The organism is Actinoplanes sp. NPDC026670, from assembly GCF_040638175.1.
In the GTDB taxonomy this organism is placed as follows: domain Bacteria; phylum Actinomycetota; class Actinomycetes; order Mycobacteriales; family Micromonosporaceae; genus Actinoplanes.
Window position 1 is genome coordinate 50241 of sequence record NZ_JBEZXU010000029.1, and the last position, 23624, is coordinate 73864.

The following is a 23624-nucleotide window of genomic DNA, read 5'->3' on the forward strand; positions in this document are numbered from 1 at the left end:
GTGCCTGGGAAACCGCCCCGGCGTTGCTTGAAATCGCTTCGCGCGCCTGGGAAATCGCTTCGCGTTTCCTGGGAACCTCAGCACAGCAGCCGGGTGACGCCCTCCGAGGTGATCCGGTCGTCGAGGCGTGTGCGGTCCAGGTTTGCGCAGAGCACGATCGACGCCCCCGCGGTCAACGGCGCCATCAACCAGATCAACGGTTCCTCGCACGCCGCCGTGTCGATCAGGATCCGGTCGCCCGACCCGAATCCGCGGGCCGCCGCCATTCCGGCCGCAGCTGCCCCGTACTCACCGAATGTCGTGCCGTCGACGGTGGCCGCCGCGCCTGCCTCGACCCCTTCCGGCGGTGGCGGCACGCCGAGGCGTGCCCGCGCCGCCGGCGCAAAATCACGATAACCAGGGGGTACGTCCGGAGTCGGGCCGCCGTCGGGGGCCAGCCCGAGCACGAACCGATGTCCGGCCGGTGGCACGTCCTCGAGCCAGCTGCCGACCCGCCGCCGTTCGACGAACGTGACGTCCAGCGCCGGACCGGTGTCCGGGGACAGGCCCGCCGCGCCCCAGCCCCGGAACGACACCTCGATCCCGGCCGCCCACGCCCCGAGCAGCACGGCCGCGGTCTGCCAGTGCGGCGGCAGCAGCACCCCGGCCCGGCTGCCACGACGCAGCCCACAACCCGCGGTCAGCAGATCCGCTGTCGCGGCCACCCAGACACCGAGCTCGGAAGCGGTGAGCCGGGTCTGTTCACCGGTGGCGTCGTCGTAGAAGGTGATCAACTGGTCGCTCATCGCGCCCCACCCTAACGAGACGCCCCGGGGTCAGGACTTCGAGCCGACCCGCTCGACTTCGCCGATCACGTCCCAAAGGATCTGCGGGACGTCCGGGGTGCCCTGAACGGTCGACACCGTCTTACGGAAACCATTGCGGTACGTCACCGTCACCTCGTAGGCGTAACGGTCGCAGCACGGGTTCTTCGGGTGGTACGAGGCGCGCAGCCGCAGGAACTGACGGGTGCTGACCATCCGCAGCGAGGGCCGGCCGTCAGGTGTCCTGCCGGTGACCACGAAGGTGTCGTCACGCCCGGTGAAACCGCCGGAGCGTTCGAGCGTGATCGACGACGCCAGAACGGGGGCCGCCGTGGCCGGGGCCGCCGGGGCGATCGTGGCGACGGCGCATGCGGCGACCAGGGCGGCGAGACTCCTGCGGGTGATGGTGCGACGTTTCATGGCGTCCTCCGGTTGTCCGGGGCCCCGATTCGCGGAGCCGTACTCCTGACAACACCGGGCAAATCGCCTTGGAAACGGACAATCATCCCCTCGGGAGGGTCACGCCGCCTGGATCTGGTTGATCTCCCGTGCCTCGGCCGCGTAACGGGCCAGCAGGTGAACCGTGCGCGGGCCGGCCTCGCCATCGGCCGGCAGCCCGGTCCGTGCCTGGAAGTAGCGGACCGCCTCGGCCAGCTCCGCCGGATCCGGCCCGACCCGCACCCCGAGATCGGCGAACAGTGCCCGCAGCACCTCCGGATCCGCCGGCGGAACCGGCTCCGACCAGCCGATCAGACCGCCGACGGCGTTGCCGACCAGGCTGAGCATTCCTCGTGCTGACATCGTGACCTCCCGTGTAGTGGGTGATCCCAGCATCTCCGCGAGACCTGTGCCGAACATCTGCCCACCGTCTCCAAACCCTGTGTGCCGCTGCGACTTTCGGCCGATCCGGTGGGTCGGCCCGTCGTCGTCATGGCGCTCAACGCGGGTTCCTCGGTGAGGGAACTGGGGCCTCCGGCAAACCAGGCTTCCGCCGTCGGCTGACTGGACATTCCGGAAATCCGATCGGCCGAAAGCGCACGGCTGGTCCGAGGGTCGCTCGTCCGGGGCGCTCGGTCAGTCCTGACCCCCGGTTCCGGGTTCGCTGCCGCTGCTGTCACTGTCACAGAGGGTGGACCTGGCCAGGATGACCAGTTCGCGAGCGGCGGCATCCGGGAGCCCGTGCCCGGCGAGCTCCTCGACGACCGCCCGCCGCGGCTGCCCGGCGGCGAGCGACGCGCAGGCCTGCCCGCCCATCTCGGTGATCTCCTCGTTCCGCAGATCCACCGTCGCGTCCGACAGCCGCCCGCGCACCGCGGCGACGAACCGCTCATCCGAGGCCGCCAACCCCATTTCATCCACCGACGCCGATGGATGCGCGGCCGCCGCGTCACTCACGGCAGGCGCTGGATCAACCCATTGCGGTACGGGCGGAGAGCTCGCACATCCCGCCAGCACCGCGACGGCCACCCCGGTCACGAGGGCGCCGGCCCACCGGCGTCCTTCCCCCGTCGCCGTTCCGGCCGGATCCGCTGTCGTTTCGAGGACGGGCCGTGTCACCGGATCCACCACGGCGGCCCCCGCAGTCGTTTCGAGGACGGGCCGTGTCATCGGACCTCCCGCAGATCGGCGGGCCGGCCCCGGCGCAGCGCCGCGGCGGGCTCACTGATGGTCGGCCCGAACGGGCGTCGCTCCACCACCGGCCGCACCCGGCCGGGACAGGTGGCTGCCGGCGATATGGGCGATTCGGGGATCGCGCGGACGGTGGCGGACTCTGCCGGATCGGGGACGAGGATTGATGCCGGATTGCCCGGGAATGGCTGGGGGAGAAACACCCGGCCGACCCTAGACGCCGGACCTGGGGTTGGGAGTTGCCGCGCCGGAGCCACCCTTCCGGGCGACCGGCGGGCACAGCGAAGTCACAGACGGCTCACCGCTGCGGAACAAACTTCGGGCGCACAGTCGATCACATGACGGACCTGATGACGCGCCCCTCCCGGAACGACGACCAGGCCGGCGGAGGCCACGATGCGCGGAGCCCGTACGGGCGGCATCGGGTCACCTACGACCTCCCGCCGACACACATCCCGCCGATGATGGTCCACGCCCCGCGCGATCCGCGGTGGATGAAGCGGGTCGCCGGCGGCGCGGCGATCCTCGTGCTGATCGCCGGCGGCGGCGCGGGCGGCGCGTTCCTGGCCGAGAACTATCTGAGCTCCAGTCCGGCGCTGGCCGCGACGACCTCCGCGACGACCATCACCGAAACCTCCGACCTGGCGCCGATCGTGGCGAAGGTCCAGCCCAGCATCGTCACGGTGCTGGTCGACAGTGCCCGGTCGTCGTCACTCGGATCCGGCGTGATCCTGTCCGCCGACGGCCTGATCCTGACCAACAATCACGTGATCGAATCCGACGGTACGGTGAGCGTGCGCCTGTCCGACGGCCAGACCGTGCCGGCCGAAGTGGTCGCCACCGACACCACGCACGACCTGGCCCTGGTGCAGGCGACCGGACTGAGCGGCCTGACTCCGGCCACGTTCGCCACCGACGACAGCATCGAGGTGGGCGACACGGTCCTGGCGTTCGGCGCCCCGCTGGGCCTGGAGGGAACCGTGACCTCAGGCATCGTCTCCGCCCTGAACCGCAGCGTGAACACCGGCGACGAGAAACTGTCCGGCCTGCTCCAGACCGACGCCCCGATCAACCAGGGCAATTCCGGCGGCGCTCTGGTGGACACCTCGGGCCGGGTGGTCGGCATCAACGTGGCGATCGCCACCGCCGGCGACAGCACCGGCAGCGTGGGCCTGGGCTTCGCCATCCCGGCCGACACCGCCACCGCCGTCGTGAACCAGCTCCGCGCCCAGCTCTGACCTCACTCGCTCCGCACCGGGGGTGCCCAGAACGCGCCGGGTGACGGCAACGCCGCCTTCACCGACCCGCCGGACTGGGACGGGACGTCGGAGCTCAAGGCGATCGTGCACTACCCGGATCGGCTGCGTCGGTAAGGGTTTCGTGGTCGTGTCGGTGAGCGCGAACGGTCTCAACGCGAACATGGGCACCGCCCCCGAACGCGCCCACCTGATCAACCGGCACCTGGCGATGCTCCAGCAGCTGACCACCACGGGGCGGGGACCGCTGGCCGGCCGCTTCACCGACGCCGTCACCGGGCGGCGGTCCACCGTCGACTTCCGGGGCCACCTCGACATGACGCGAGTGGGGACGCTGGGGCACTCGGTCGCCGGCGAGGGTGTGTACTACCAGGCGGGCGGCCATCCGCCACCCACGGAGATCCGGACGCGTCAGACGGGGCCGGGGAGCCGGACGGTGAACCGGGTGCCCCGGCCGGGTTCGCTCTCGACCTCGATCGTGCCGCCGTGGGCCTCGGTCAGTTGACGGGCGATCGCCAGGCCGAGGCCGCTGCCACCGGTGGCCCGGCTGCGGGACTCGTCGGACCGCCAGAATCGGTCGAAGATCTTCGGCAGGTCGGCCGGGGCTATGCCGGTGCCGGTGTCGCGTACCGTGATCGTCGTGTCCTCCGTGCCGACGGTGACCGACCCACCCGGCGCCGTGTGGCGGATCGCGTTGGAGACCAGATTGCCGACCACCTGCCGCAGCCGTGCCTGGTCCGCGGTGACCACCGGATCGCCGGTGATGTCGGCCTCCAGCCGCACCCCGGCCGCGTGGGCGCTGACCTGGTGACTGTCGACCACCTGCAGGAGCACGTCACGCAGCGGGGTCGGCTCCAGGTCGACGCGCAGCGTGCCGGCGTCGGCGGCGGCCAGGTCGCGCAGGTCGTCGATGATGTGCTGAAGTTGCAGGGCCTCCTCGTGCAGCAACGCCAGCAGTTGGGCGTCGGTGGGCGCCAGGTCGTCCTGGGCCGCCTCCAGCCAGGTGCGGATGTTACCGAGTGGGGTACGCAACTCGTGCGCCACGTCGTTGACCAGGGTGCGGCGCTGTTCGTCGGCCTGTTCCCGGCGGCGGGTGGCGTCGTTCAGGGCACGGGCCAGCCGGCCGATCTCGTCGCGGGAGGAGACCGTGGCCGGCACGTGTAGTGCGGCGGCGTCGGTGAGGGTGCGCAACGGCCTGACGAGCCGCCATCCGGCCAGCACGGTCACCAGCACGGTGCCGAGCAGGACGGCGGCGGCGACCGCTGCGATCCGCTGTATCCCGGCGCCGGACAGGCTCAAGGTGGTGCGGTCGTCGCCTGGTGTGGTGACGAACAGCAGGACGCGGGGCGCCACGTACGGCCGTAGCTGCATGCGGCGTGCCGAGGCGACACACTGCTGGACGACGTCGGCGGGACCTGCTGGTTGCAGTTGCGACGGCATCGCCCAGGTGACGTCGTCGTTCCTGGTGCGGACCACCGGTCTCGTCCCGAGGTAGGCCTGGAAGGTAGGTGTGATGCGCAGCCGGTCGGCGCGGTCACCGAGGCCGATGCAGCGGGCGGCCATCTGCTCCAGCGCCCACAGGGCCTTCTTCTCGCCGGCGCTGACCAGACTGTCGAGGCCGGTCGAGCAGCTCTCGATGGAGTGGTCGGGCACCGGTGTCCCGAACCGGGATCCGGCGCTGGTGAGCAGGATGCTCGGCCGGCCGGTGGGGGCGACGTCGACGACTCCGCGGTAGCCGAGTTTACGGAAGCAGCTCAGAGCGTTCGCGGCCTCCTCGTTCATGACGTACCGGTCCTCGCTGGGCACGACGTAGGGGCCGACTGCCCGCTCGTCGATGCGCTCGACGCCCCCGGTCAGGCCCAGGTCGACGTCGAGCGGGTCGACGGCGGCCGCCGGAAGGCTGTTCTCCGGGACGGGACCTGTGTGGGAGTCCAGGACGACCTGGCGGTCGTCGGTGGTCAGGGTGATCCGCCGGCCGATCTCCGCAGCCCGCGTGTGGACCATGGTGGCCGCGCCGGACCAGTCGTGATGGGTGGCCGCATAGCCGAGCAGCGCCTGATAGACGGATCTCTGGTCGGCGGCCGCGCCACCCTGCTCGTGGCTGATCGCCCGGGTGGTGGTGGTCGCGGCCAGCCAGGCGGTGGAGGCGATGGCGGCCACCGCGATCACCATCGAGGTGATCAGCAGACGGGTGATCAGGCTGTGCCGGACCGGGACGCGGTCAGCCGTCACCGGGACCGGCCGCCATTTTGTAGCCCACACCGTGCACGGTGAGCAGCAGCCGGGGCCGCCGCGGGTCGGTCTCGATCTTGCGGCGCAGGTTCACCACGTACACGTCGATGGTCCGCTCGGTGGAGCTGCGGTCGATACCCCTGGTGTGGTGCAGCAACTGTGCCCGGGTGAGGACCCGGCCGGGCTGCTCGGACAGAGCGGCCAGGATCGCGAACTCGCCGCGGGTGCAGTCGACCGGCTCGCCGTCGACGGTCACCCGGTGGCCCACCGGATCGATGCCGACCCGGCCGATCCGCCGGATCCGGCGAGCCTCCGCCTCGGGACCGCCCCGGGAGGCGCGGCGCAGCAGGGTACGGACGCGCGCCACCAGTTCCCGCGGGCTGACCGGTTTGGTCAGGTAGTCGTCGGCGCCCAGCTCCAGGCCGAGCAGCATGTCGTTCTCGGTGCTGCGGGCGGTGAGCATCAGCACCAGCACGTCCGACTCGTCCCGCAGCGTGCGGCACACCGTCAGCCCGTCCAGGCCCGGCATCATCACGTCCAGGACGAGAAGGTCGGGCCGGTCCCGGCGGGCGGTGTCGAGCGCGGCCCGGCCGTCATGGACGACGGTGGTGTCGTGACCGTCGGCGACGAGGTAACGCCGAATCCCCTCGGCGTGCCGCGCGTCGTCGTCGGCGACCAGGATTTTCGCGCCCGTGTCGGAGCCGCCCGTGTCGGAGACGCCCATGGCGGAGATCATAGGTGGTGGCATCGGCTCCTCCGGAACGGTTCAGACGCTGGACAGCGACGCGGTGGGGTCCAGCCGGGCCGCCCGTACCGCCGGGTAGGCGCCGGCCAGCACACCGATCCCCAGGGCGCCGACGAGCCCGGCGGTGACCGCGGCCGGCGGGATGACCAGCGGCCAGTCCTGTAGGGCGGCGTAGCCGGCGACGGCCAGCGCGCCGATCAGTACTCCGGCTCCTCCGCCGAGGGTCGACAGCACGATCGACTCGGTGACGAACTGGATCCGGATCTGGCCGCGGTGGGCGCCCAGGGCTCGGCGCAGGCCGATCTCGCGTCGTCGTTCCAGCACCGAGATGTACATCGTGTTGGCCACGCCGATCCCGCCGACCAGCAACGCGACGCCGGCCAGCCCGAGCAGCAGGGAACTGAACGTCTGCTGGACGGCCTGCTTGGCGGCCAGTGCGTCGGAGGGCCGGCTGACCAGCACGTCGCCGGGATGTCGCGGGTTGGCGGTGGCGGCCAGCACCGAACGGACCGCGGCCACCTGGGTGTCGGTGGTCTGCACGTAGATCCGGGTGGGCCGCCCGTCGAAGCGCAGCCACCGGGTCGCCGCCTCCCAGCCGATCATCGCCGACCGGTCGATCTCGGGTGACAACGGCACCGGCTCGAGGATGCCGATCACGGTGAATCGGTGCCGGCCCAGATGCACCTGGAGGGGCCGGGACAGGTCGACGTCGTCGAAGCCGAGCCGTTGGGCGGCGGTCGAGCCGAGCACCACGGTCGGCAGGCGTTCCATCGCCGGATCGAGGAACCGGCCGGTACGGACACGGCCGTCCAATGCCGCCAGCAGGTTCGACTTGGTGGCGACCACCGCGATGGCGTTGAACTCGCCCGCCGCGGTCCGGTCGGAGCGGGTGACGTTGAGCCCGAAGTCGCCGGTCGCGCTGGCCACCGTCACCGGAGCGATCCGCGACACCATGTCGAGCGCCTCGACGGGCAGTTCGACCGGCGGCTCGTGGTTGGGTGCCGGCGTCACCTGCAACCGGTTGGTGCCCAGAGCGGCCAGCCTCTCGTCGAGTGCCCGCCGGCTGGACGCGGGGATGCCGGTGACGAGCACCAATGTGGCGATGCCGATGGCGATGCCGAGCGCGGAAAGGGCCGCGCGGGTCCGGCGGGCGCGGAGGCCGACGAGTCCGAGGGCGACGATGTCGGCGGGTGACAGGCGGGCGGCCCTCATGAGGGGCACCGGCCGGTGTCGGTGATGACGCGGCCGTCGCGAAGCTCGACGCGGCGGGGCAGAGCGGCGGCGATGTCCCGGTCGTGGGTGATCACGGCGATCGTGGTGCCTTCGGCGTTGAGCTGGACCAGCAGGTCGAGCACGGCCCGGCCGGTGGCGGTGTCGAGCGCCCCGGTCGGTTCGTCGGCCAGCACCAGCGCGGGCCGGTTGACCAGAGCCCGGGCGATCGCCACCCGCTGGCGTTCGCCGCCGGACAGTTGATGCGGGTGGTGGCGTGCGCGGTGGGCCAGACCGACCCGGTCCAGTGCGGCCAGCGCCCGCGCGTGGCGGTGCCTGCGATGCACACCGGCGTAGAGCAGGCCGGTGGCGACGTTCTCGGTGGCGGTCAGCCCGTCGGTCAGGTGGAACTGCTGAAACACGAAGCCCAGCCACCGCCCCCGCAGCGCCGACAGGTGCCGGTCGGACATCGAGGTGACCTCGTGCCCGCCGATCCACACCTGCCCCTCGGTCGGCCGGTCCAGCGTGCCCATGATGTTGAGCAGGGTGGACTTGCCCGACCCGGAGGGGCCGAGGATCGCCACGAACTCACCCTCGTCGATCCGCAGCGATACGTCGCACAGGGCCGTCACGTCCTGCCCGTAACGCCGTGTCGCGTTCCGGGTCTCCAGTACCGCGGTCACGAGGTGGTCACCACCCGCATGCCGGCGTCGAGGCCGGTGCCGGTGATCTCGACCATCCCGTCGGCGAACAGGCCCACCGTCACCGCAGTCAGGGAACCACCGGATATCTGTACGCCGTACCCGCCGCCGCTGAGGGCCAGCAGCGCACCGACCGGGACGGCGAGCACGTCGCTCCGGGCGGTGCCGGCGAACCGGACCTCGACGTCGGCCGAGCTGATGGTCTTGATCGTCGACGCCTTGTCGACCGCGATGACGACCTGAACCTTGGGGCTGTCCAGGCCCGCGCCGTCGCCGGACGGGGTCTGCACGTTGCCGCTCACCGAGGTGACGGCGCCACCTGTGGTCGTGCTGTCCGGCAACACGATCCGCACCTTCTGACCGGCTCGGAGGTCACCGGCCCGGCTCGCGTCGATGTCTACTGTCACCACTTTGGCCTGGTCACTGACCGCCATCAGATTGCCCGTCGCGTCGTCGCCGAGCTGGGCCGCGGCCGCGCCGACCCGCACCGCGCCGGAGAGCACCACGACATCGCCGAGGGTCAGCGTGCCGTCGGCCGGCCGTACGCCCCGGGCCGTCTGCCAGCGTTTCACGGCGTCCTTGAGGGTTGCGGTGAAGACCGCGTCCCGCGCGGTCACGACGGTTCGGTACGACGACGCCGGCAGCCCGGACGACGACGCCTCCGGCGCGGAGGCGCCCGGCTCGGGGATGTCGTCGGCTCCGCCTGGAGCGGGCGACCCCTGGACGGTGACCGTGGTGCCCGGCGCGGGCTGCTCGCCGATCCGGTAGCCCAGCGCCCGCAGGTTGTCGGCCAGCACCCGAATGTCGCGGCCGAGCATGCCCACCGTGTCGATGTCGCGGAACATCGGCGACGACCCGTACAACAGCATTACCGGCCGGTCACCGACCCGGTAGAGCACTTCACCCCGGGCGACTGTCCGGCCCGGTTTCGGTAGCCAGGTGAGCACGCCGGGGGCGACCCCGCGCAGGGTGCGTTGTCTGCGGTAGCCGACTGTGCCGGTCTCGGTCCAGTAGTCGGACAGGTCGGTGCGCACGATCTCGGCGGTGGCTGCCGTCGCCGGCGACGGCCGGACCGCATCCGGTTCATTCCCGGCCCGCGACCGTACGGTGTAGGCCGCCCCGCCCAGTGCCATCACCCCGGTGGTGACGATGATGAGTATCCTCTTCCGCACGGCGTGCTACTTCTGCGTGAAGGCGGAGATCTCGCACTGACGCTGGAACTCCATGCCCTCGTCGCTGTTCGCTTTCGCGATGTTGGCCTTCGTGTCGACAGCCCAGAGACTGGCGTCGTCGCCCGTGCCCCGGATCTCCATCTTGATGCCGTGACTCTCGATGCACGCCTTCTCCTCGCGGAGGTCGTCGGCGTAGTTCGCGTTCTGCTGCGGGTCGAGTTCCGGCGCGTTCAGCGGCTCCTGGTCGGCGCAGGCGTCCACAGCCGGCTGATACTTCTTCGAGTCGATCTTGTAGCTCAGCAGGGGCCCGCCGTCGCTCCCGTCCGGCATCGTCTTCGACGGCACGCCGTTGCGTGTCCAGCAGGCGTAGTAGGCGTCGTAGGCCCGGTCGATCTCCTCCTTCGTCGCACCGAGCGGGAGCTGGCGTACCGCCGCGTTGTTCGCACTGGTGGTGCCGGGCGTCGCGGACGTGGCCGCGCCCGGGATCGCCGCCACCTGTGGCTCCGGCTGATCCGGCTGGTCACCGCACGCGGCGAGGGACAGCAGCAGCGTCGCCGGGATGATCGTTTTCATGCTCATCGTTCGCATGACGCCAGCCTGATCATCGCGTGTTAGGCATTTGTTAGCGGTCCACCCGGCCCGGAGACTCGGGTCGGTGCCGGTGATCCATCCGCCGGAAGATCACCGTGAGTGATCAGAGGGTGGCGCGGAACTCCGGCCAGTGGCCCCAGAAACGCTCGACCTCCTCGATCACCGACTGGAGCCCGGCGGCGATCTCGCGGGGGACCGGGGTGCCGTCGTCGAACTTCGGCGCGGATGGCAGATAGTAGAGACCACCGCGTACACCAGGCTCGACGCCCAGGGTCAGGATGCGTCCGTCCATCTCGAACTGGGTCGCGAACCGGCGGCTGCGAACGATCGCGCCGGTGTGGTGACGCGCCTCGCGGGGCTGCAACGCCTGGACCGTCATGATCTCCTCCTCACGAACCAGGACCTGGCCCTGGTAACAGTGAGTACGCATGGAGCGGTTGAGACGTTCAGCCCTCGGCGTCCCATTTTCTGTTCGGTGTCTGCGGTCGGGGGCCCCTGGCCGTACCCGCTAAAGGGCTAAATGGGCGTTGGCCGCCCGCGCTGCCGCAGCGTGCCCGGGCAGCTCGACCACCTCGACGCCCGCTGCGATCAGCAGCGCGACGCCTTCGCAGGTGACGAAGAGGTCGGGTTCGCGCCAGGCGATGACGACCCGCGGAATGCCGGCCGCGATGATCAGGCCGGTGCAGGTGGCGTGCGGGCGGCTGGCGCGTTTGGAGCAGGGTTCGAGCGTGCTGTACATGGTGGCGGTGCGCAGCCGGGTGCGGCCGTCGGCGCGCTGGAGGGCCGACTCCTCGGCGTGGACCTGCGGGTCGGAGTCGCGGGACCAGCCGTTGGCGAGCTCGATGCCGTCACCGTCGACGATGACCGCGCCGACCGAGAACGCCGACGTGGACGCCGGGCAGCGGTTGGCCAGCTCGATCGCGCGGCGCATCCACCGATGGTCGTCCAATGCTGCTCCCCGTCGTGCGACCCTTGGCTCGAAATCAGCACACTACTCCCGGCGACCCGCCCGCCCGGCGTTGTGCCCGCCTCCCAGAATGGACGCCGTGACTGATCTTGCCGAGCTGACCCGCCAGGCCGTCCAGAAGCTGGAACCGAACCGTCACGGGGTGGTCGTCGCCGCGCTGGCCGGTGACCGCACCGAGGTTCAGGCGTCCGGCCGGCTGACCACCGGGTCACGGCTGGAGATCGGCTCGGTGAGCAAGGTGTTCACCAGCCTGGTCCTGGCCCGCCTGGTCGAGGCCGGCGAGGTGCGGCTGGACCAGCCGCTGAACGACTTCCTGCCGGCGCCGGCCGGGATCACCCTGCGGCATCTGGCCACCCACACGTCGGGGCTGCCACGGCTGCCGAAGGGGATGCTGCTCAAGGCGCTGCTACGGCCGAACACTCCGGATCCGTACGCCGGCTGCACCGCCGACTACCTGATCGAGAACCTGTCCCGGATCCGCCCGGCCACCCCGGGCACCCGGTTCCGGTATTCGAACCTGGGCGCCGGCCTGCTCGGGCTGGCGCTGTCCCGGCACGCCGGTCTGTCCTACGGCGACCTGGTGGCCCGCGAGATCACCACCCCGCTCGGGCTGACGAGCACGGCGGTCGGCGGCCCGGTCGAGCCGGAGCACGACGCGAAACAGCGCCCGGTGCAGCCGTGGAACCTGGCCGACCTGGCCGGGGCGGGCGGCCTGCGCTCGACCACGACCGACCTGATCGCGTTCGCCCGCGCGCATGTCGAGGAGTCACCGATCACCGCGGCGGTGGGGCTGGCGCTCGACGTCGAGCACCGGGTCAACCCGTTCCTGACCGTGCGGCTGGGCTGGATGGCGCAGCGGCTGCACGACAAGCTCGGCGGCCACCTGCAGATCTACCACAACGGGCAGACCGGAGGGGCGTTCGCGTTCGTCGGGTTCGACCCGGAGAAGAAGGTGGGGGTGGTGGTGCTCAGCGACACCGCCCGGATCGTCGACGGCCCGGCCCGGGAACTGCTGCGCGAGCTTCAGTCAGGGGCGTGACAGCCGGCGCATCGACCTGACGTACCGCTGGGTGGCGATCTCCTGAGCCAGTGTGGTCAGCGGGCCGCCGAGCCGGGCCAGGGCGCTCGCCGGCCGGGAGAACGCGGTGATCCGGAACCGGATCCGCCCGGCCCCGGTCAGGTGCAGCACGAACGCCTCCTCACCGCGCTCCGGGTGCCCGTCCAGGGTGCCGTAGGCGAAACCCTGCCGGTCGGGCTGGTCGATCCGGTACACGACCCGGCACGGCGCGGTCAGCCGCAACGGCCCGGCCCCGATCCGGATCACCACCGGCAGACCGGGCACGGCCGGCGCGCGGGTGCCGACGGTCAGCCCGGCGCCCCGGTGCATCCCGAACGTCAGCAGCGCCTCGGCGGCCCGCTCGAACACGTCCCGCCCGGCGCCGACCTCGACGTCACGCAGCACGTGCCGGTACCCGGACGGCAGCGGGGCGTCCCGGGTCGCGCCGACCTCGGCATACGTGAACGGGCCGTCCAACAGCACCACCTCACCCTAGAGAACCCTCGCCATTGATCAGCGTCTTATAGAAGAATGCAATTCGCGAGTGGAGCGCTGAACCGCAGAAAGATCGACATGGTTATGACAGTCGGTGGGGCTTAGCTGATCTATTGGCAAGGGGTACGGGGATGGCCGCTCACGAACCGCTCGGCAGGGAGTACCTGCTGCACGAGGAGATCGGCCGCGGCGCCGTTTCGGTGGTGCGGCGCGCGACCAGCAGGCACGGCGGACCGCCGCTGGCAGCCAAACTGCTGCGCCCGGAGCTGGCCGGTGACCACCGGGTCCGTGAGCTGTTCCTCCGCGAGGAGGCGGCCCTGCGTGCCCTGAGCCACCCGGCGATCGTGCGCCAGCGTGACCTGATCGTCGAGGGCGGCACCCTGGCCCTGGTCATGGAGTACGTGGACGGTCCCAACCTGCGCCGCTACCTGTCGATGCGGGGCGGCCGGCTCACCCCGCCGGAGGTCGTGGTGGTGGCCGCGCAGACCGCCGCCGCGCTGGCGTTCGCCCACGAGCGGGGTGTCGTCCACCTCGACCTCAAACCGGAGAACCTGCTGATCGTGCGCGGGTCCACCCCGCCGGAGATCCGGATCACCGACTTCGGCGTGGCCGTGCTGCTCGGCGGCGCACACCACTCGGTGGCCGGTGGCACGCCCGGCTACACGGCGCCGGAGATCTTCCAGGGCGGCCCGCCGACCCCGGCCGCCGACGTGTGGTCGCTCGGCGTGCTGCTGCTGGAGCTGACCACCGGCCGGCCCGACGGCGATCCGTCAGCGCTGCCCGGCCCGCTCGGCCCGGTGGCCCGCGACTGCCTCGCCGCCGACCCGCGCCGCCGTCCGCCGGCCGCCCGGGTGGCCGCCTACCTGCGGCAGTTCGCGGTGCAGGCGCAGGGCCTCCCGCCGGTCGTGCCGGTGTCCGGGCATCCGATGGTTGACCAGGAGCCGGTCACGCTGGCACTCGGCTTCCCGCCGCCGCAGCTGCCGCAGCCCACGTACCCGCCGCCGGCGCCGCCGCAGCCGCCCAGGGTCGCGTTTGTGGGGCCGCGGGACACCATCGGGACTTGGGCCGGGCAGCTGCCCCCACATGAAAGCAGGCCGCCGAAACGGGCCCGCTGGCGCCGCGGGCCGCTGATCACCCTGGCCGCCGCGATCGCGGTCGCCGCCGTGGTGACCGGGCTCAACCTGACCACCCAGGCCGACGCGCGCACCGGCAACCTGGTCACCCAGGTCAGCATCCCGCCCGCGGTCACCCCGCTCGACAAGGGGACCGAGACACTGCCGCCCACCAACGACGTGGCGCTGCCGCCGCTGAACACGCCGGCCGCCGAACGGCTGCGGGTCACGATGGCCGGCAAGGTCGACGACGGGGCGGGCACCCTGGCCATCTCGATCCGCGACGGGCAGGCGATCGCGTACATCTGCGACGGCGACCGCCTGGAGGCCTGGCTGAAAGGTACCGCGAAGAACGGGCTGCTCAGCCTCACCGGCAAGAACAACACGAAGATCTCCGGCCTGTTCGACGCCCGCCGCGCGGCCGGTGAGGTGACGTTCGAGGGCAAGGCGCACCGGTTCGAGATCGGCGTGGTCCGCAAGCCGTCCGGGCTGTACCGGCTGAGCAGCCAGGTCGGCGGGGCCAAGGTCAACGGCTCGTGGATCGTGCTGCCGGACGGCCGCCAGGTGGGTGTGCTGCTGCGCGGCGAGACCCCGGGCCCGGCGCCGGTGCTGGACCTGACCGGGCGCAGCACCACGATCGACGGCGCCACGGTCACCGGCGCGACCACCATCGACGTGGACACCGGGGAGGGATTCTGAGGCCCCGGGTCTGGTTGCCCGTGGTCGCCGGCGTCGGGGTCGCGGTGGGCCTCGGCGTGTACGGGCGGCTGCACGACCCGGTCGGCACGTCCGACGTGGAGACGTTCCTGCGGATCCAGACCCTGAAAGCGTGGCTGGCCACCGGGGTGGCGGCGTTCCTGGCGGTGCAGCTGCTGACGGCGCTGGCGATCTACGGTGTGGTGCCGGGCGCGGCGTGGGTGGGGGCGGTGCACCGCTGGTCCGGCCGGATCGCCCTGCTGCTGTCGATGCCGGTGGCGGTGCACTGCCTCTACACGTTCGGCCTGCGGTCGGACACGCCCCGGGTGCTGGCGCATTCGCTGCTCGGCTGTCTGCTCTACGGCGTGTTCGTGACGAAGATGCTGCTGCTCAGCCGGCCCGGCGACGGTCGTGGGTGGGGTCTGCCGGTGGCCGGTGGGCTGGTGCTGACCGCGGTGGCCGGGTTGTGGCTGACGTCGGCGCTGTGGTTTTTCACCACGATCGGGTTGAGCTGGTGAATCACCAGGTGGCCAGCACCCGGGCCTGCCCTCCGGAACCGCCTTCGTAGGGGATCAAACCCACGAAGATCGTTGCTCCGGTACGGGGAAGCCGGTCCAGTCCGGCCAGGTTCTCCAGCCCGTACCGGTCGGCGCCGGTCAGGGCCAGGTGCGTGTCGAAGGTCTCCGAGACGCCCGGGTCGATGCTGAGCGTGTCGACGCCGAGACTACGGATCCGGCGGCGGGACAGCAGCCACTCGCAGGCGTCCGTGCCGAACCCGGGAAAGTGGAGGGTGCCTGCCGCGTCGGTGCCCCGGTAGGCGTCCGCGTCCCCGATCCGCGAACCCCACCCGGAGTACATCAGGACCGCTGCGCCGTCCGGGATCCGCCCGTGCCGCCGCTCGAACTCCCGCAGGTCGTCGACGGTCACCTCGGTGTCCGGGTCGCGGGCCGCCCGCCGGGCGATGTCGACGACCACGGCCGGCAGGATCAGCTCGTCGGGCCGCAGCTCGGTGGCGACCCGCCCGCCCGCGGTGAAGTGGCCCGGCGCGTCGACGTGGGTGCCGATGTGCTCGATGATCCGCCACTCCTGCATGTAGTAGCCGTCGTCCTCGACGGTCGTGACGGTCCGCCGGAACGCCTCCTCACCCGGACTGAACGCCGGGAACGTCTCGGACAGCGGATAGGTGAGATCCCGCAGCCCACGGCCGGAGCGGGCGGCGGCGGGCTCAGCGGTCACGGCGGTGGCGGCGAGCCCGGCGATTCCGGCGAGCGCGGCCCGCCGGGTGACTTTGTGTTGAGTGCACATGAGCACATCGTGCCGGATGAGAATCGCTCGGGTGACGGCGTTTTGACCCCCGGACCGTCGGTTGTCACGGTGTTGCGGTGTCCCTTCTGCTCACGTTGTTGCTGGCGCTCGTCCCGGCCGAGGCGGCCCGCCCGAACGCCGACTCCGTCCAGGTGACGGCCGACGCCGTCTACATCGGCGCCCGGCTTCTGCCGTCCGAGGACCGGGTGTGGGCGGTCAGTAGGGACGCCGGCGCGACCTGGACGGCCGCCGCGGAGCCGGACCCGGCGGCGGTCGAGCCCATCAGCTCCCCGGAGTGCTCGCTCGGGCGGGTCTGCTACCGGACGGTGTGGCGCAGTGGGCTCCACGTGTTCAGCAGTTTCCACGGCCGGCCGTGGGCCGAGGCCTGGGGTGTCGGCGAGGAACAGCGGCGCCTGCTCTACCGGGACTACGCCGACGCCCGGCACCTCGGCGAGCTCGACTCGGGGGCACTGGGCGTTCAGGACGTGCCGGGCGGTCACGTGGTGGTGGTCGCCAACGGGCGGGACGGGTTCGCCGTCCGGGATCCGACCGGCCGGTGGGCGCGAGTCGGGTTCCCGGCGCTGTTCGACGACGCCGCGCCGCTGCCGCTGCGCCCCGGACCGGATCCGGCGCGGCGGGCGATCCTGGTCACCCTGCTGGCGTTGCACGCCGGTCTGGTGATGGCCGTGGCGGTGACCGGCGGCATCCGGCCCGGCGGTGCCTCGCGGCCCGGACTGTCGCCTGCGTCGCCGGGTAGCCCGGGTGCTCTTCGTGGCCGTACATCCAAAGGTTTTGATCCCGGGATCTCACCGTGACCCACCGCTGACAGTGTGTCGAATGTGAACGCTGCTCGGGGGAAGGCGCTCGCCTGGCTGTGTCATCCGGTGACGGTGACCGCGCTGGCGCTGCTCGTCATCAATGATCATCTACTGAAGTCCGCCTGGCCGGGATGGGTGACCGGCAAACTCAGCGACGTCGCCGGCATGGTGCTCGCGCCGCCGCTGCTCGCGGCCCTGGCGGGCCTCATCGCGCCGCGAGCGCCGTTCCGGCCGGTTGCGGTCGCCTCGATCGTCACGGTGGGTGGCGGGTTCCTGTTCGTCAAGCTCTGGGTGTACGGGGCACAGCTCGCGTCCGCGGCCTGGAGCCTGTTGACGCCCTCGCTCGTCCGGGCCGACCCGTCCGACCTGCTGGCCCTGCCGGCGCTGTGGCTGGCCTGGTGGACCGCCCGGCGGCCGCTGACCGGGGTGCCGGCCCGGCGCTGGTCGCGCGCGTTGCGGCTGGCCGTGGTCCTGCCGGTGGCGCTGTTCGGGGTGGCCGCGACCAGCAACACCGAGCCGGAGACCCCGGTCGCCGAGCAGGTGGCGGTCGGCGACGACGGCGCGATCTACCTGAACTACTTCCATGACTACCCGGAGAAGCCGGAGGCGGTCAGCACGGACGGCGGCCGCACGTGGCAGCGCATCGAGGAGCCGGAGCCGGTTCCGTGGACCTCGTTGGTGCGGCCGGCTTTGTCCGGGCAGCCCGCGCCGCCCGCACCTTCGCCCTCGGTCTCCTGGCCGGCCGCGGCCCCGCCCTGTTCCGGTTCGGTCCCGGTGGTCTGCTACCGGGTGGTGCCCGGGCAGCTCGCGGTGCAGAGCGACACGGGTGACGCCAGCTGGCCGGAGAGCTGGCGGATCGACGGGCCGTTCCGGGCCGGGCTGCTCCAGCGGTACGACGTGCGGAGCCTGGCCTCGACGATGCTCGCGGTGGCGGACGTGCCGGGCGGCCACGTGGTGGTGGTCGCGAACGGCTTGGACGGGTTCGCGATGCGCGACGCCGGCGGCGTGTGGACGCGGATCGGCTTCCCCGGCTACGCGCCGGCCCAGGCGCTCACGGCTGCGGAGCCGCCTCTCGACTTCACCGGCCTCTCGATCGGGATCCTGATCGTCGGTCTGTCCCTGACCGCTCTCCTGATCTGGCGGCTCAGTCGCGTCTGGGGATGGTTGTTCGCCCCGCAGGCGGCAGTCGCCGGTCTGCTGCTGACCGACGTCGATTCCGGCGCCGTCGTGGTCTCGGTCCTGGCCGTGGTGGCCGGCTGCGTGGTGATCGCCTGCGCCGCCCGCAACTATGACCGGCCTTGAACGACGAATGGTCGCCGCCTGGTTCGGCGATAGCGGACGGTCGCTACGATCGGCGCCACTACGCGGCCGACCGTCGCCGCCCGTGACCGAGGGGCCGCCGTGGACGACACCGCCGTCACCCTGCTCGCCATAGCCGCGGCGCCCGGCGCCATCGCCGCCGTCTTCGGCGCGACCGCCGCACGCCGGCAGAGCCTGAGCCGGCGGTTGCGGCAAGCCGTGCCGATGACCTGCCGGGAACTGGCCGCCACCGACCGGGCGCCGAAACTGGTTCTGATGGCCGGACGGCTCCAGCCCGGCCCGACCGGGCAGCTGACCTCACCCGTCACCCAGCGACGATGCCTGTGGTGGCGGGTCGACGAGACGCATACCTACGAGCAGGAACTCCGTACGTACACGACGAGTCCGGTGACCCACCGCAGCCAGGCGGTCGTGGAGATGCACGACGAGACCGGCTCGGTGCTTCTCGACGGTCAGCTGTTCGACCGGTTCCTGGAGGTGTACGACATCGACAACCCGACCGGGTTCCGGCTCGCGACCCACGACATCGTGGAGGGCAACCGCGGCGGTCGCGGAAAACTCCTCCTCCGCCTCGGTGAGCTCGGCATCTGCGACTTCGCCGACAACCCGCCGCCGAAGTTCACCTTTCACGAGATGCGGGTCGACCAGTACAGCCGGATCACCGTGCTCGGCGCGCCGGTCCGCGACGGCGACAGTTGGCGGCTGACCGCGCGGCACGGCGGAGGCAGCTCCACCCAGAGCCTGGAGACCCTGCTCGCCGAGGCCGACCGTGAGGCCGGGGGTCTGTTCCGCTTCGTCCGGGTGTTCACCCTGATCGCCGCCACGCTGGCCGCACTCGCCGGGCTCGCCCAGCTCGCCGCGATCCTCGGGCAATGATGGCGCGACGTGTTGCAATCAGATCGGCGCGGGTATCCGGAATCTTCCGGTGGCCCGCGCCGATCGTCGCTGGTGTTCAGAGGTTCTTCAGCATGTCCTCGAAGTTCGCGGTCAGGGCGAACGGGTCGGTGACCACGGCGGGTTCGCGGCGCTCGACCTCGCGGGCGAGTTCGGCGGCGGCCCGGTCGATGCGGGCGCGCAGTGGGCCTTCGACCGAGTTGGCGCCCCAGTCGTCGCTGGCGGCGAAGACCGAGGTGGGGATGATCGCCGCCCGCAGGTAGGAGAAGAGCGGCCGCAGGGCGTGCTCCAGCACCAGCGAGTGACGGGCCGTGCCGGCGGTGGCGGCGAGCAGGACCGGCTTGTCAGCCAGGGCGTCCTTGTCGAGGACGTCGAAGAACGACTTGAACAGTCCGCTGTAGCTGGCCGAGAACACCGGGGTGACGGTGATCAGGGCGTCGGCGGCGGTGACCGCTTCCTGGGCCTGTTTGAGCGCGGTGCCCGGGAAGCCGGTGAGCATGTTGTCGGTGATCTCGTGGGCCAGGTCGCGCAGTTCGATGAACTGGACGTCGAGGGTGACGCCGAGCCGGGCGGCCGCGCCGACGGCCGCTGCCGACAGTTGGTCGGCGAGCAGGCGGGTCGACGACGGCTGGCTCAGGCCCGCGCTGATGACGACGAGCTTGCGCTGTTTCATGCGGTCACTTCTTCCTTGGCCTTACGGGCCGCGAGAAGGGAGGCGTGGGTGGGGGCGTCCGGCACATGGGCCGGCTTCCGTGCGGCGAACTCCTTGCGCAGCACCGGGACCACCTCGCCGCCGAGCAGGTCGAGCTGCTCGAGGACGGTCTTGACCGGCAGGCCGGCGTGGTCGAGCAGGAACAGCTGGCGCTGGTAGTCGCCGACGTACTCGCGGAAGCCGAGGGTCTTGTCGATGACCTGCTGCGGGCTGCCGACGGTCAGCGGCGTCTCGCGGGTGAAGTCCTCCAGCGACGGGCCGTGGCCGTACACCGGGGCGTTGTCGAAGTAGGGCCGGAACTCCTTGACCGCGTCCTGGCTGTTCTTACGCATGAACACCTGCCCGCCGAGGCCGACGATGGCCTGGTCGGCGGCGCCGTGCCCGTAGTGCTCGAAGCGCTGCCGGTAGAGCTGGACCATCCGCTGGGTGTGCGACGCCGGCCAGAAGATGTGGTTGGCGAAGAACCCGTCGCCGTAATAGGCGGCCTGCTCGGCGATCTCCGGGCTGCGGATCGAGCCGTGCCAGACGAACGGCGGGATCTCGTCGAGCGGGCGCGGGGTGGAGGTGAAGCCCTGCAGCGGGGTGCGGAACTTGCCCTGCCAGTCGACGACGTGCTCGCGCCACAGCTTGTGCAGCAGGCTGTAGTTCTCGATGGCGAGCGGGATGCCGGCGCGGATGTCCTTGCCGAACCACGGGTAGACCGGGCCGGTGTTGCCGCGGCCGAGCATCAGGTCGACGCGGCCGTCGGCGAGGTGCTGGAGCATCGCGAAGTCCTCGGCGATCTTCACCGGGTCGTTGGTGGTGATCAGCGTGGTCGCGGTGGACAGCTGCAACGTCGAGGTCTGCGCGGCGATGTAGGCCAGCGTGGTGGTCGGCGACGAGGAGAAGAACGGCTCGTTGTGGTGCTCGCCGAGCGCGAAGACGTCGAGGCCGACCTCCTCCGCGTGCTTGGCGATGGTGACGATGTCCTTGATGCGCTCGGCCTCGGTCGGGGTCCGGCCGGTGGTCGGGTCCGTCGTGATGTCGCTGACGCTGAAGATTCCGAACTGCATGACCGGCTCCTGGACTGATCGGCCGGGAAACCTGCTTCCCGGACTGCCCCGCACAACGCGTTTGACTCGGCAACTATTTCAGATTCAAACAAGTTGGGCTGCGGCGGGGGTCACACCCGGCGGCGTTCAAGCCGCCGAGCCGGCCGAATCTGGACAGACTCGCGGCTGTGATGCGGTGTCGCCCTGCACGTTGCCGAGGCCGCTGCGGCGGGCGACCAGGTCCAGCCGGGATCTCGCCGCTTTCGAGCAGGCGGCAGGCGAGGGTGACTCGCTCGCCGGTCAGCCAGGCCAAGGATGTCGTGCCCAACCCGGCCCGGAACCGCCGGTTCATCGAGGGCCTCGCACACGCCGGCCTGAGGGGGTAGATGGAACTCTGGTGGAACACCGAAAGGGCATGAAAACTTCTTTCCGCGTACGTCTCCTGGGTGCGCTCACCGCGCTGGTGACCACCGGCAGCCTCCTGACCGGCACGGCGGGCCCGGCCGCTGCCGTGGCTCCCCCCCTTGGTGCACAAGTGCAACTACGACAACGAGACGTTCAACGCGTGCCTGACCCTGATCCGGCCCGACTACTTCTACACCTGGGTCAACATCGTCGCTGGCCTGGACATGATCATGGACGGCGGCCGGGCCCAGGAGATCGTCAACCGCTGCGGCGGCGAGATCGAGGCGTCGCTTTGGTACGGCAACGTGCGCAAGCGGTGGATGCTACGGCGCGGGGACTGGCCGGCGGCCGGCTCGGGCGGGCTCGGCCTGGAGATGTACACCGACGTGGTCCCGGACGAGGACCTGGAACGGTACGACGTCTACGCCGTCATCGGCTACAAGGACTGCCTGCAGGGCCGGAACGGCGTGTGGGTATACAAACGGACCGGCATCGCGTAGCTCACGGCTTCGGGAGACAGACGCAGTAGCGGCCGGTCCGCACCCGTCGGTGCAGATGCTCCCGGAGGAGCGGGTCGGACCGGCCGATGCTGCAGATCGCCCGGCGGATCGCCTTGCCTACCGCCACCCGAGCCCGCTCCTCGTCGGTGACGAAACCCTTCACCCGGCCACCGAAGCCGGATGCGGCGGCCAACTCCTGCTCCTGGGCCAGCTTTTCGCTGCGGGCGGCGTCCCCGGCCGCGTCGCTGGCCTCGATCTGCGCGGTCAACTCCGACAGCCGGCGCCGGTACTCGCGGCGGGCGGCCTCGTCGAGAACCGGCTGCGGGACCCGCGGCTGCGCACCGCGGTCCCACTCGCCGGGAAGCAGATGTGCAGGCCGGACAGGTGCCGGTTCAGCAGCCGCCAGCCGACGACGTTGCTGTACGCGGCGAATCACCTACCGGACACCGGGTCGTGGTGCCCCTGGTCGGATTCGAACCGACGACCGTCCGCTTTAGAGGCGGCTGCTCTGCCATTGAGCTACAGGGGCTACGCGGTGACCACGGCCCGCCGGGTCGTGGTCACCATTGTTTACATCAGTGCCGGGCGCCGGCGGAAAGGCACCCGGTGTGACCGCGCCAGTCGTGCAGCCGCACGATCAGAGCCTGCAGCCGGTACACCTGGGCATCGACGTCCTGCGCGGTGAAGCCGGCACCCACCTCGGTCAGGTACTTGACGGCGGTGATCCCAGCCGGGGCGGGCAGTCCCCAGCCGTTGCGCAGCAGCCCCGCGGCGGCGTGCATCTGCCGGGACAGCTTGCTCATCCGGCGGGCGGGTCCGCCGGTGACGGTCCCGGCGACGGTTTCGGTGTGAGTGGCCAGGCTGGTGAGAATGCCGGCGGTCTCCAGGCAGGCCGGGTCGACGGTACGGGACCCGGTGGTGGCGATCCTGGTCATGGTGGTCTTCTCCTCGGACAGAGTGTGGTCCAGCGGCGCGGATACGGGCCGTGGACGAAACGAAAGCGGGGAACGTTGTTGTGAGAAGGGAGCGTCTGGGCGACTCTGGGCCCGGCCGTTACGGCGGCTCACGTCCGCGGACCATCAGATGTGCGGCACGCACACGCACACGACGGTCGGCGGGATTCCCGAGGTCGGCGGCCTCGTCCCACAACTGCGCACCGGTGATCCCAGAGCGGACGGTGTCCGCGGCGAGCTTCGCAAGCCACCGCCGGCGCGGACCGCACACGGCTGCGGCGGGGACCGCGGCGAGCAGAGGAAGACGCTGCAGGCCCGCGGCATCGCCGGTGGTCGCGACGGCGGTCGGTTCCCACAACAGATCCGGTTCGGCGAACCAGGCGGTGCCGGTGATGGTTCCCGACGCGGCGGGATGACCTCCGTGCGAGCGGATGACCTCGATCAGGTCACCGACGCCGATGGTGTGGAGAACGAAGGTGGTCGCGTCCCAGCGGTGATCAGGCAGGGCGGCAGCGATCAGCGCGGTGACGTGGCTGCTTTGAACGGCAGCGGCAACCGGGTCGAGGTCGGAGCTGACGGCGACACGGAGCAGTCCGCTCAACGTGTCGAGACCGGCTGGAACCTAGTAATCGTGGGTCATGGGACGGATGGTACCGGCCGGGTGCAACCGGGCAAGGGGCCTACCGCCCGCCGACGCGGCGCCCACCGGGCGGAACCAAGAGTCCCGCCGTCACCGGCGAACGGTCGGCGCCGAGAGTGAGGGCGCGGCGCCCGCGCCGGCGGGCGCTATTCCCGGCGGAGGCGGGTCGGCCGCCCTCCTCCTGGGACACCCGTGCCACCAAGACTGGAGGCCGGAACGAAGGGAGGTGACCAACCATGATGAACACGGTTCTTTCGCTGGTGAGCCTGGCGAACGACGACGACGAGTCCGGCTTCCTCAACATCATCTCCGGCAACAGCGGCGACTCGTACGGATGTGGCAGCGGCGACAGCCGCGGCTGCTGATCCACCCCACCTGACC

General features: G+C 71.2%; 29 protein-coding genes. 10 read left to right on the forward strand and 19 right to left on the reverse strand.

The window, feature by feature from the left end:
* Positions 1–77 precede the first annotated feature (77 nt).
* The 4 genes from AB0E94_RS26825 to AB0E94_RS26840 form a co-directional block, all read right to left on the reverse strand.
* Positions 78–785, reverse strand: a complete 708-nt coding sequence (locus AB0E94_RS26825) for a TIGR03089 family protein (protein WP_360331066.1) — start codon at positions 783–785, stop codon at positions 78–80.
* 30 nt (positions 786–815) lie between these two features.
* Entirely contained in the window at positions 816–1223 is a 408-nt protein-coding gene (locus AB0E94_RS26830; RefSeq protein ID WP_360331069.1) for a hypothetical protein, read from the reverse strand.
* A 99-nt stretch (positions 1224–1322) separates the two neighbouring features.
* Positions 1323–1604 carry a peptidoglycan-binding domain-containing protein gene (locus tag AB0E94_RS26835; protein ID WP_360331072.1) on the reverse strand — a complete coding sequence of 94 codons (282 nt, stop codon included), beginning with the start codon at positions 1602–1604 and terminating at the stop codon, positions 1323–1325.
* Between the two features lie 273 nt (positions 1605–1877).
* Positions 1878–2153, reverse strand: a complete 276-nt coding sequence (locus tag AB0E94_RS26840) for a DUF732 domain-containing protein (RefSeq protein WP_360331074.1) — start codon at positions 2151–2153, stop codon at positions 1878–1880.
* A 617-nt stretch (positions 2154–2770) separates the two neighbouring features.
* Here AB0E94_RS26840 and AB0E94_RS26845 point away from each other — a divergent pair.
* Together AB0E94_RS26845 and AB0E94_RS26850 are read left to right on the forward strand one after the other, a co-directional pair.
* Positions 2771–3670, forward strand: a complete 900-nt coding sequence (locus AB0E94_RS26845) for a trypsin-like peptidase domain-containing protein (protein ID WP_360331077.1) — start codon at positions 2771–2773, stop codon at positions 3668–3670.
* A gap of 154 nt (positions 3671–3824) precedes the next feature.
* Positions 3825–4193, forward strand: coding sequence for a hypothetical protein (locus AB0E94_RS26850; protein WP_360331079.1), 369 nt, complete (start codon positions 3825–3827; stop codon positions 4191–4193).
* Here AB0E94_RS26850 and AB0E94_RS26855 read toward each other — a convergent pair.
* The 8 genes from AB0E94_RS26855 to AB0E94_RS26890 all read right to left on the reverse strand — a co-directional run bounded on the left by AB0E94_RS26855 (position 4100) and on the right by AB0E94_RS26890 (position 11287).
* Positions 4100–5920, reverse strand: coding sequence for a HAMP domain-containing sensor histidine kinase (locus tag AB0E94_RS26855; protein WP_360331082.1), 1821 nt, complete (start codon positions 5918–5920; stop codon positions 4100–4102). The two genes, AB0E94_RS26850 and AB0E94_RS26855, sit on opposite strands and share 94 nt — an antisense overlap.
* A complete protein-coding gene (locus tag AB0E94_RS26860; protein ID WP_360331085.1) occupies positions 5910–6644 on the reverse strand; it encodes a response regulator transcription factor in 735 nt (244 codons plus the stop codon). The genes AB0E94_RS26855 and AB0E94_RS26860 overlap by 11 nt, the downstream gene beginning before the upstream one ends.
* Positions 6645–6686: 42 nt before the next feature.
* Complete coding sequence (locus tag AB0E94_RS26865) at positions 6687–7877, reverse strand: ABC transporter permease (RefSeq protein WP_360331088.1); 1191 nt, start codon at positions 7875–7877, stop codon at positions 6687–6689.
* Positions 7874–8557, reverse strand: coding sequence for an ABC transporter ATP-binding protein (locus AB0E94_RS26870; protein ID WP_360331091.1), 684 nt, complete (start codon positions 8555–8557; stop codon positions 7874–7876). Before AB0E94_RS26870 ends, AB0E94_RS26865 begins: the two co-directional genes overlap by 4 nt.
* Positions 8554–9747, reverse strand: coding sequence for an efflux RND transporter periplasmic adaptor subunit (locus tag AB0E94_RS26875; RefSeq protein WP_360331094.1), 1194 nt, complete (start codon positions 9745–9747; stop codon positions 8554–8556). Before AB0E94_RS26875 ends, AB0E94_RS26870 begins: the two co-directional genes overlap by 4 nt.
* A 6-nt stretch (positions 9748–9753) precedes the next feature.
* A complete protein-coding gene (locus AB0E94_RS26880) occupies positions 9754–10326 on the reverse strand; it encodes a hypothetical protein (RefSeq protein ID WP_360331096.1) in 573 nt (190 codons plus the stop codon).
* A 115-nt stretch (positions 10327–10441) separates the two neighbouring features.
* Positions 10442–10768, reverse strand: a complete 327-nt coding sequence (locus AB0E94_RS26885; protein ID WP_360331098.1) for a hypothetical protein — start codon at positions 10766–10768, stop codon at positions 10442–10444.
* A gap of 78 nt (positions 10769–10846) precedes the next feature.
* Positions 10847–11287: a deaminase gene (locus tag AB0E94_RS26890; RefSeq protein WP_360331101.1), complete on the reverse strand. Its 441-nt coding sequence runs from the start codon at positions 11285–11287 to the stop codon at positions 10847–10849.
* A 97-nt stretch (positions 11288–11384) separates the two neighbouring features.
* On the opposite strand from AB0E94_RS26890, the gene AB0E94_RS26895 reads away from it, so the two are divergent.
* On the forward strand, positions 11385–12344 hold the full coding sequence (locus AB0E94_RS26895; protein ID WP_360331103.1) for a serine hydrolase domain-containing protein: 960 nt from the start codon (positions 11385–11387) through the stop codon (positions 12342–12344).
* Here the strand turns inward: AB0E94_RS26895 and AB0E94_RS26900 are convergent.
* Positions 12333–12845 (reverse strand): DUF1990 domain-containing protein, encoded by a 513-nt coding sequence (locus AB0E94_RS26900; RefSeq protein ID WP_360331106.1) that lies wholly within the window; start codon positions 12843–12845, stop codon positions 12333–12335. The genes AB0E94_RS26895 and AB0E94_RS26900 overlap by 12 nt on opposite strands.
* 143 nt (positions 12846–12988) lie before the next feature.
* On the opposite strand from AB0E94_RS26900, the gene AB0E94_RS26905 reads away from it, so the two are divergent.
* Complete coding sequence (locus AB0E94_RS26905; protein ID WP_360331109.1) at positions 12989–14668, forward strand: serine/threonine-protein kinase; 1680 nt, start codon at positions 12989–12991, stop codon at positions 14666–14668.
* 20 nt (positions 14669–14688) lie between these two features.
* The gene (locus AB0E94_RS26910; protein ID WP_360331111.1) at positions 14689–15183 is read left to right on the forward strand and encodes a DUF6529 family protein; all 495 of its coding nucleotides are present in this window, start codon (positions 14689–14691) and stop codon (positions 15181–15183) included.
* A 1-nt stretch (position 15184) separates the two neighbouring features.
* Here the strand turns inward: AB0E94_RS26910 and AB0E94_RS26915 are convergent, their stop codons facing one another.
* Complete coding sequence (locus tag AB0E94_RS26915; RefSeq protein ID WP_360331114.1) at positions 15185–15970, reverse strand: cyclase family protein; 786 nt, start codon at positions 15968–15970, stop codon at positions 15185–15187.
* 77 nt (positions 15971–16047) lie between these two features.
* Between AB0E94_RS26915 and AB0E94_RS26920 the strand changes: the two genes are divergently transcribed.
* The 3 genes from AB0E94_RS26920 (at position 16048) to AB0E94_RS26930 (ending at position 18984) form a co-directional block, all read left to right on the forward strand.
* Positions 16048–16785: a hypothetical protein gene (locus AB0E94_RS26920; protein WP_360331117.1), complete on the forward strand. Its 738-nt coding sequence runs from the start codon at positions 16048–16050 to the stop codon at positions 16783–16785.
* A 24-nt stretch (positions 16786–16809) separates the two neighbouring features.
* Positions 16810–18090: a hypothetical protein gene (locus AB0E94_RS26925; protein WP_360331120.1), complete on the forward strand. Its 1281-nt coding sequence runs from the start codon at positions 16810–16812 to the stop codon at positions 18088–18090.
* 99 nt (positions 18091–18189) lie between these two features.
* Entirely contained in the window at positions 18190–18984 is a 795-nt protein-coding gene (locus AB0E94_RS26930; RefSeq protein ID WP_360331122.1) for a hypothetical protein, read from the forward strand.
* A gap of 76 nt (positions 18985–19060) precedes the next feature.
* Here the strand turns inward: AB0E94_RS26930 and AB0E94_RS26935 are convergent, their stop codons facing one another.
* Together AB0E94_RS26935 and AB0E94_RS26940 are read right to left on the reverse strand one after the other, a co-directional pair.
* Positions 19061–19675, reverse strand: coding sequence for an FMN reductase (locus AB0E94_RS26935; protein ID WP_360331125.1), 615 nt, complete (start codon positions 19673–19675; stop codon positions 19061–19063).
* Positions 19672–20766 (reverse strand): LLM class flavin-dependent oxidoreductase, encoded by a 1095-nt coding sequence (locus AB0E94_RS26940; RefSeq protein ID WP_360331127.1) that lies wholly within the window; start codon positions 20764–20766, stop codon positions 19672–19674. Before AB0E94_RS26940 ends, AB0E94_RS26935 begins: the two co-directional genes overlap by 4 nt.
* Before the next feature lie 503 nt (positions 20767–21269).
* On the opposite strand from AB0E94_RS26940, the gene AB0E94_RS26945 reads away from it, so the two are divergent.
* Complete coding sequence (locus AB0E94_RS26945) at positions 21270–21650, forward strand: hypothetical protein (protein WP_360331130.1); 381 nt, start codon at positions 21270–21272, stop codon at positions 21648–21650.
* A 1-nt stretch (position 21651) separates the two neighbouring features.
* On the opposite strand, the gene AB0E94_RS26950 is transcribed toward AB0E94_RS26945, so the two are convergent.
* From AB0E94_RS26950 to AB0E94_RS26960, 3 genes are all read right to left on the reverse strand, one after another.
* Positions 21652–22086 carry a hypothetical protein gene (locus tag AB0E94_RS26950; RefSeq protein WP_360331132.1) on the reverse strand — a complete coding sequence of 145 codons (435 nt, stop codon included), beginning with the start codon at positions 22084–22086 and terminating at the stop codon, positions 21652–21654.
* Between the two features lie 139 nt (positions 22087–22225).
* Entirely contained in the window at positions 22226–22585 is a 360-nt protein-coding gene (locus AB0E94_RS26955) for a hypothetical protein (RefSeq protein ID WP_360331135.1), read from the reverse strand.
* A gap of 118 nt (positions 22586–22703) precedes the next feature.
* Positions 22704–23204, reverse strand: a complete 501-nt coding sequence (locus tag AB0E94_RS26960; protein WP_360331138.1) for a hypothetical protein — start codon at positions 23202–23204, stop codon at positions 22704–22706.
* Positions 23205–23482: 278 nt separating this feature from the next.
* Between AB0E94_RS26960 and AB0E94_RS26965 the strand changes: the two genes are divergently transcribed.
* Complete coding sequence (locus tag AB0E94_RS26965; protein WP_360331141.1) at positions 23483–23608, forward strand: hypothetical protein; 126 nt, start codon at positions 23483–23485, stop codon at positions 23606–23608.
* Positions 23609–23624 lie beyond the last annotated feature (16 nt).

Bases quoted from the DNA above. Each gene is read 5' to 3' on its own strand.
- AB0E94_RS26940 (WP_360331127.1), bottom strand. From the start codon at position 20,766: ATGCAGTTCGGAATCTTCAGCGTCAGCGACATCACGACGGACCCGACC.
- AB0E94_RS26905 (WP_360331109.1), top strand. From the start codon at position 12,989: ATGGCCGCTCACGAACCGCTCGGCAGGGAGTACCTGCTGCACGAGGAG.
- AB0E94_RS26880 (WP_360331096.1), bottom strand. From the start codon at position 10,326: ATGAGCATGAAAACGATCATCCCGGCGACGCTGCTGCTGTCCCTCGCC.
- AB0E94_RS26955 (WP_360331135.1), bottom strand. From the start codon at position 22,585: ATGACCAGGATCGCCACCACCGGGTCCCGTACCGTCGACCCGGCCTGC.
- AB0E94_RS26845 (WP_360331077.1), top strand. From the start codon at position 2,771: ATGACGGACCTGATGACGCGCCCCTCCCGGAACGACGACCAGGCCGGC.
- AB0E94_RS26915 (WP_360331114.1), bottom strand. From the start codon at position 15,970: ATGTGCACTCAACACAAAGTCACCCGGCGGGCCGCGCTCGCCGGAATC.
- AB0E94_RS26835 (WP_360331072.1), bottom strand. From the start codon at position 1,604: ATGTCAGCACGAGGAATGCTCAGCCTGGTCGGCAACGCCGTCGGCGGT.
- AB0E94_RS26825 (WP_360331066.1), bottom strand. From the start codon at position 785: ATGAGCGACCAGTTGATCACCTTCTACGACGACGCCACCGGTGAACAG.
- AB0E94_RS26965 (WP_360331141.1), top strand. From the start codon at position 23,483: ATGAACACGGTTCTTTCGCTGGTGAGCCTGGCGAACGACGACGACGAG.
- AB0E94_RS26830 (WP_360331069.1), bottom strand. From the start codon at position 1,223: ATGAAACGTCGCACCATCACCCGCAGGAGTCTCGCCGCCCTGGTCGCC.
- AB0E94_RS26860 (WP_360331085.1), bottom strand. From the start codon at position 6,644: ATGGGCGTCTCCGACACGGGCGGCTCCGACACGGGCGCGAAAATCCTG.
- AB0E94_RS26865 (WP_360331088.1), bottom strand. From the start codon at position 7,877: ATGAGGGCCGCCCGCCTGTCACCCGCCGACATCGTCGCCCTCGGACTC.
- AB0E94_RS26885 (WP_360331098.1), bottom strand. From the start codon at position 10,768: ATGCGTACTCACTGTTACCAGGGCCAGGTCCTGGTTCGTGAGGAGGAG.
- AB0E94_RS26840 (WP_360331074.1), bottom strand. From the start codon at position 2,153: ATGGGGTTGGCGGCCTCGGATGAGCGGTTCGTCGCCGCGGTGCGCGGG.
- AB0E94_RS26935 (WP_360331125.1), bottom strand. From the start codon at position 19,675: ATGAAACAGCGCAAGCTCGTCGTCATCAGCGCGGGCCTGAGCCAGCCG.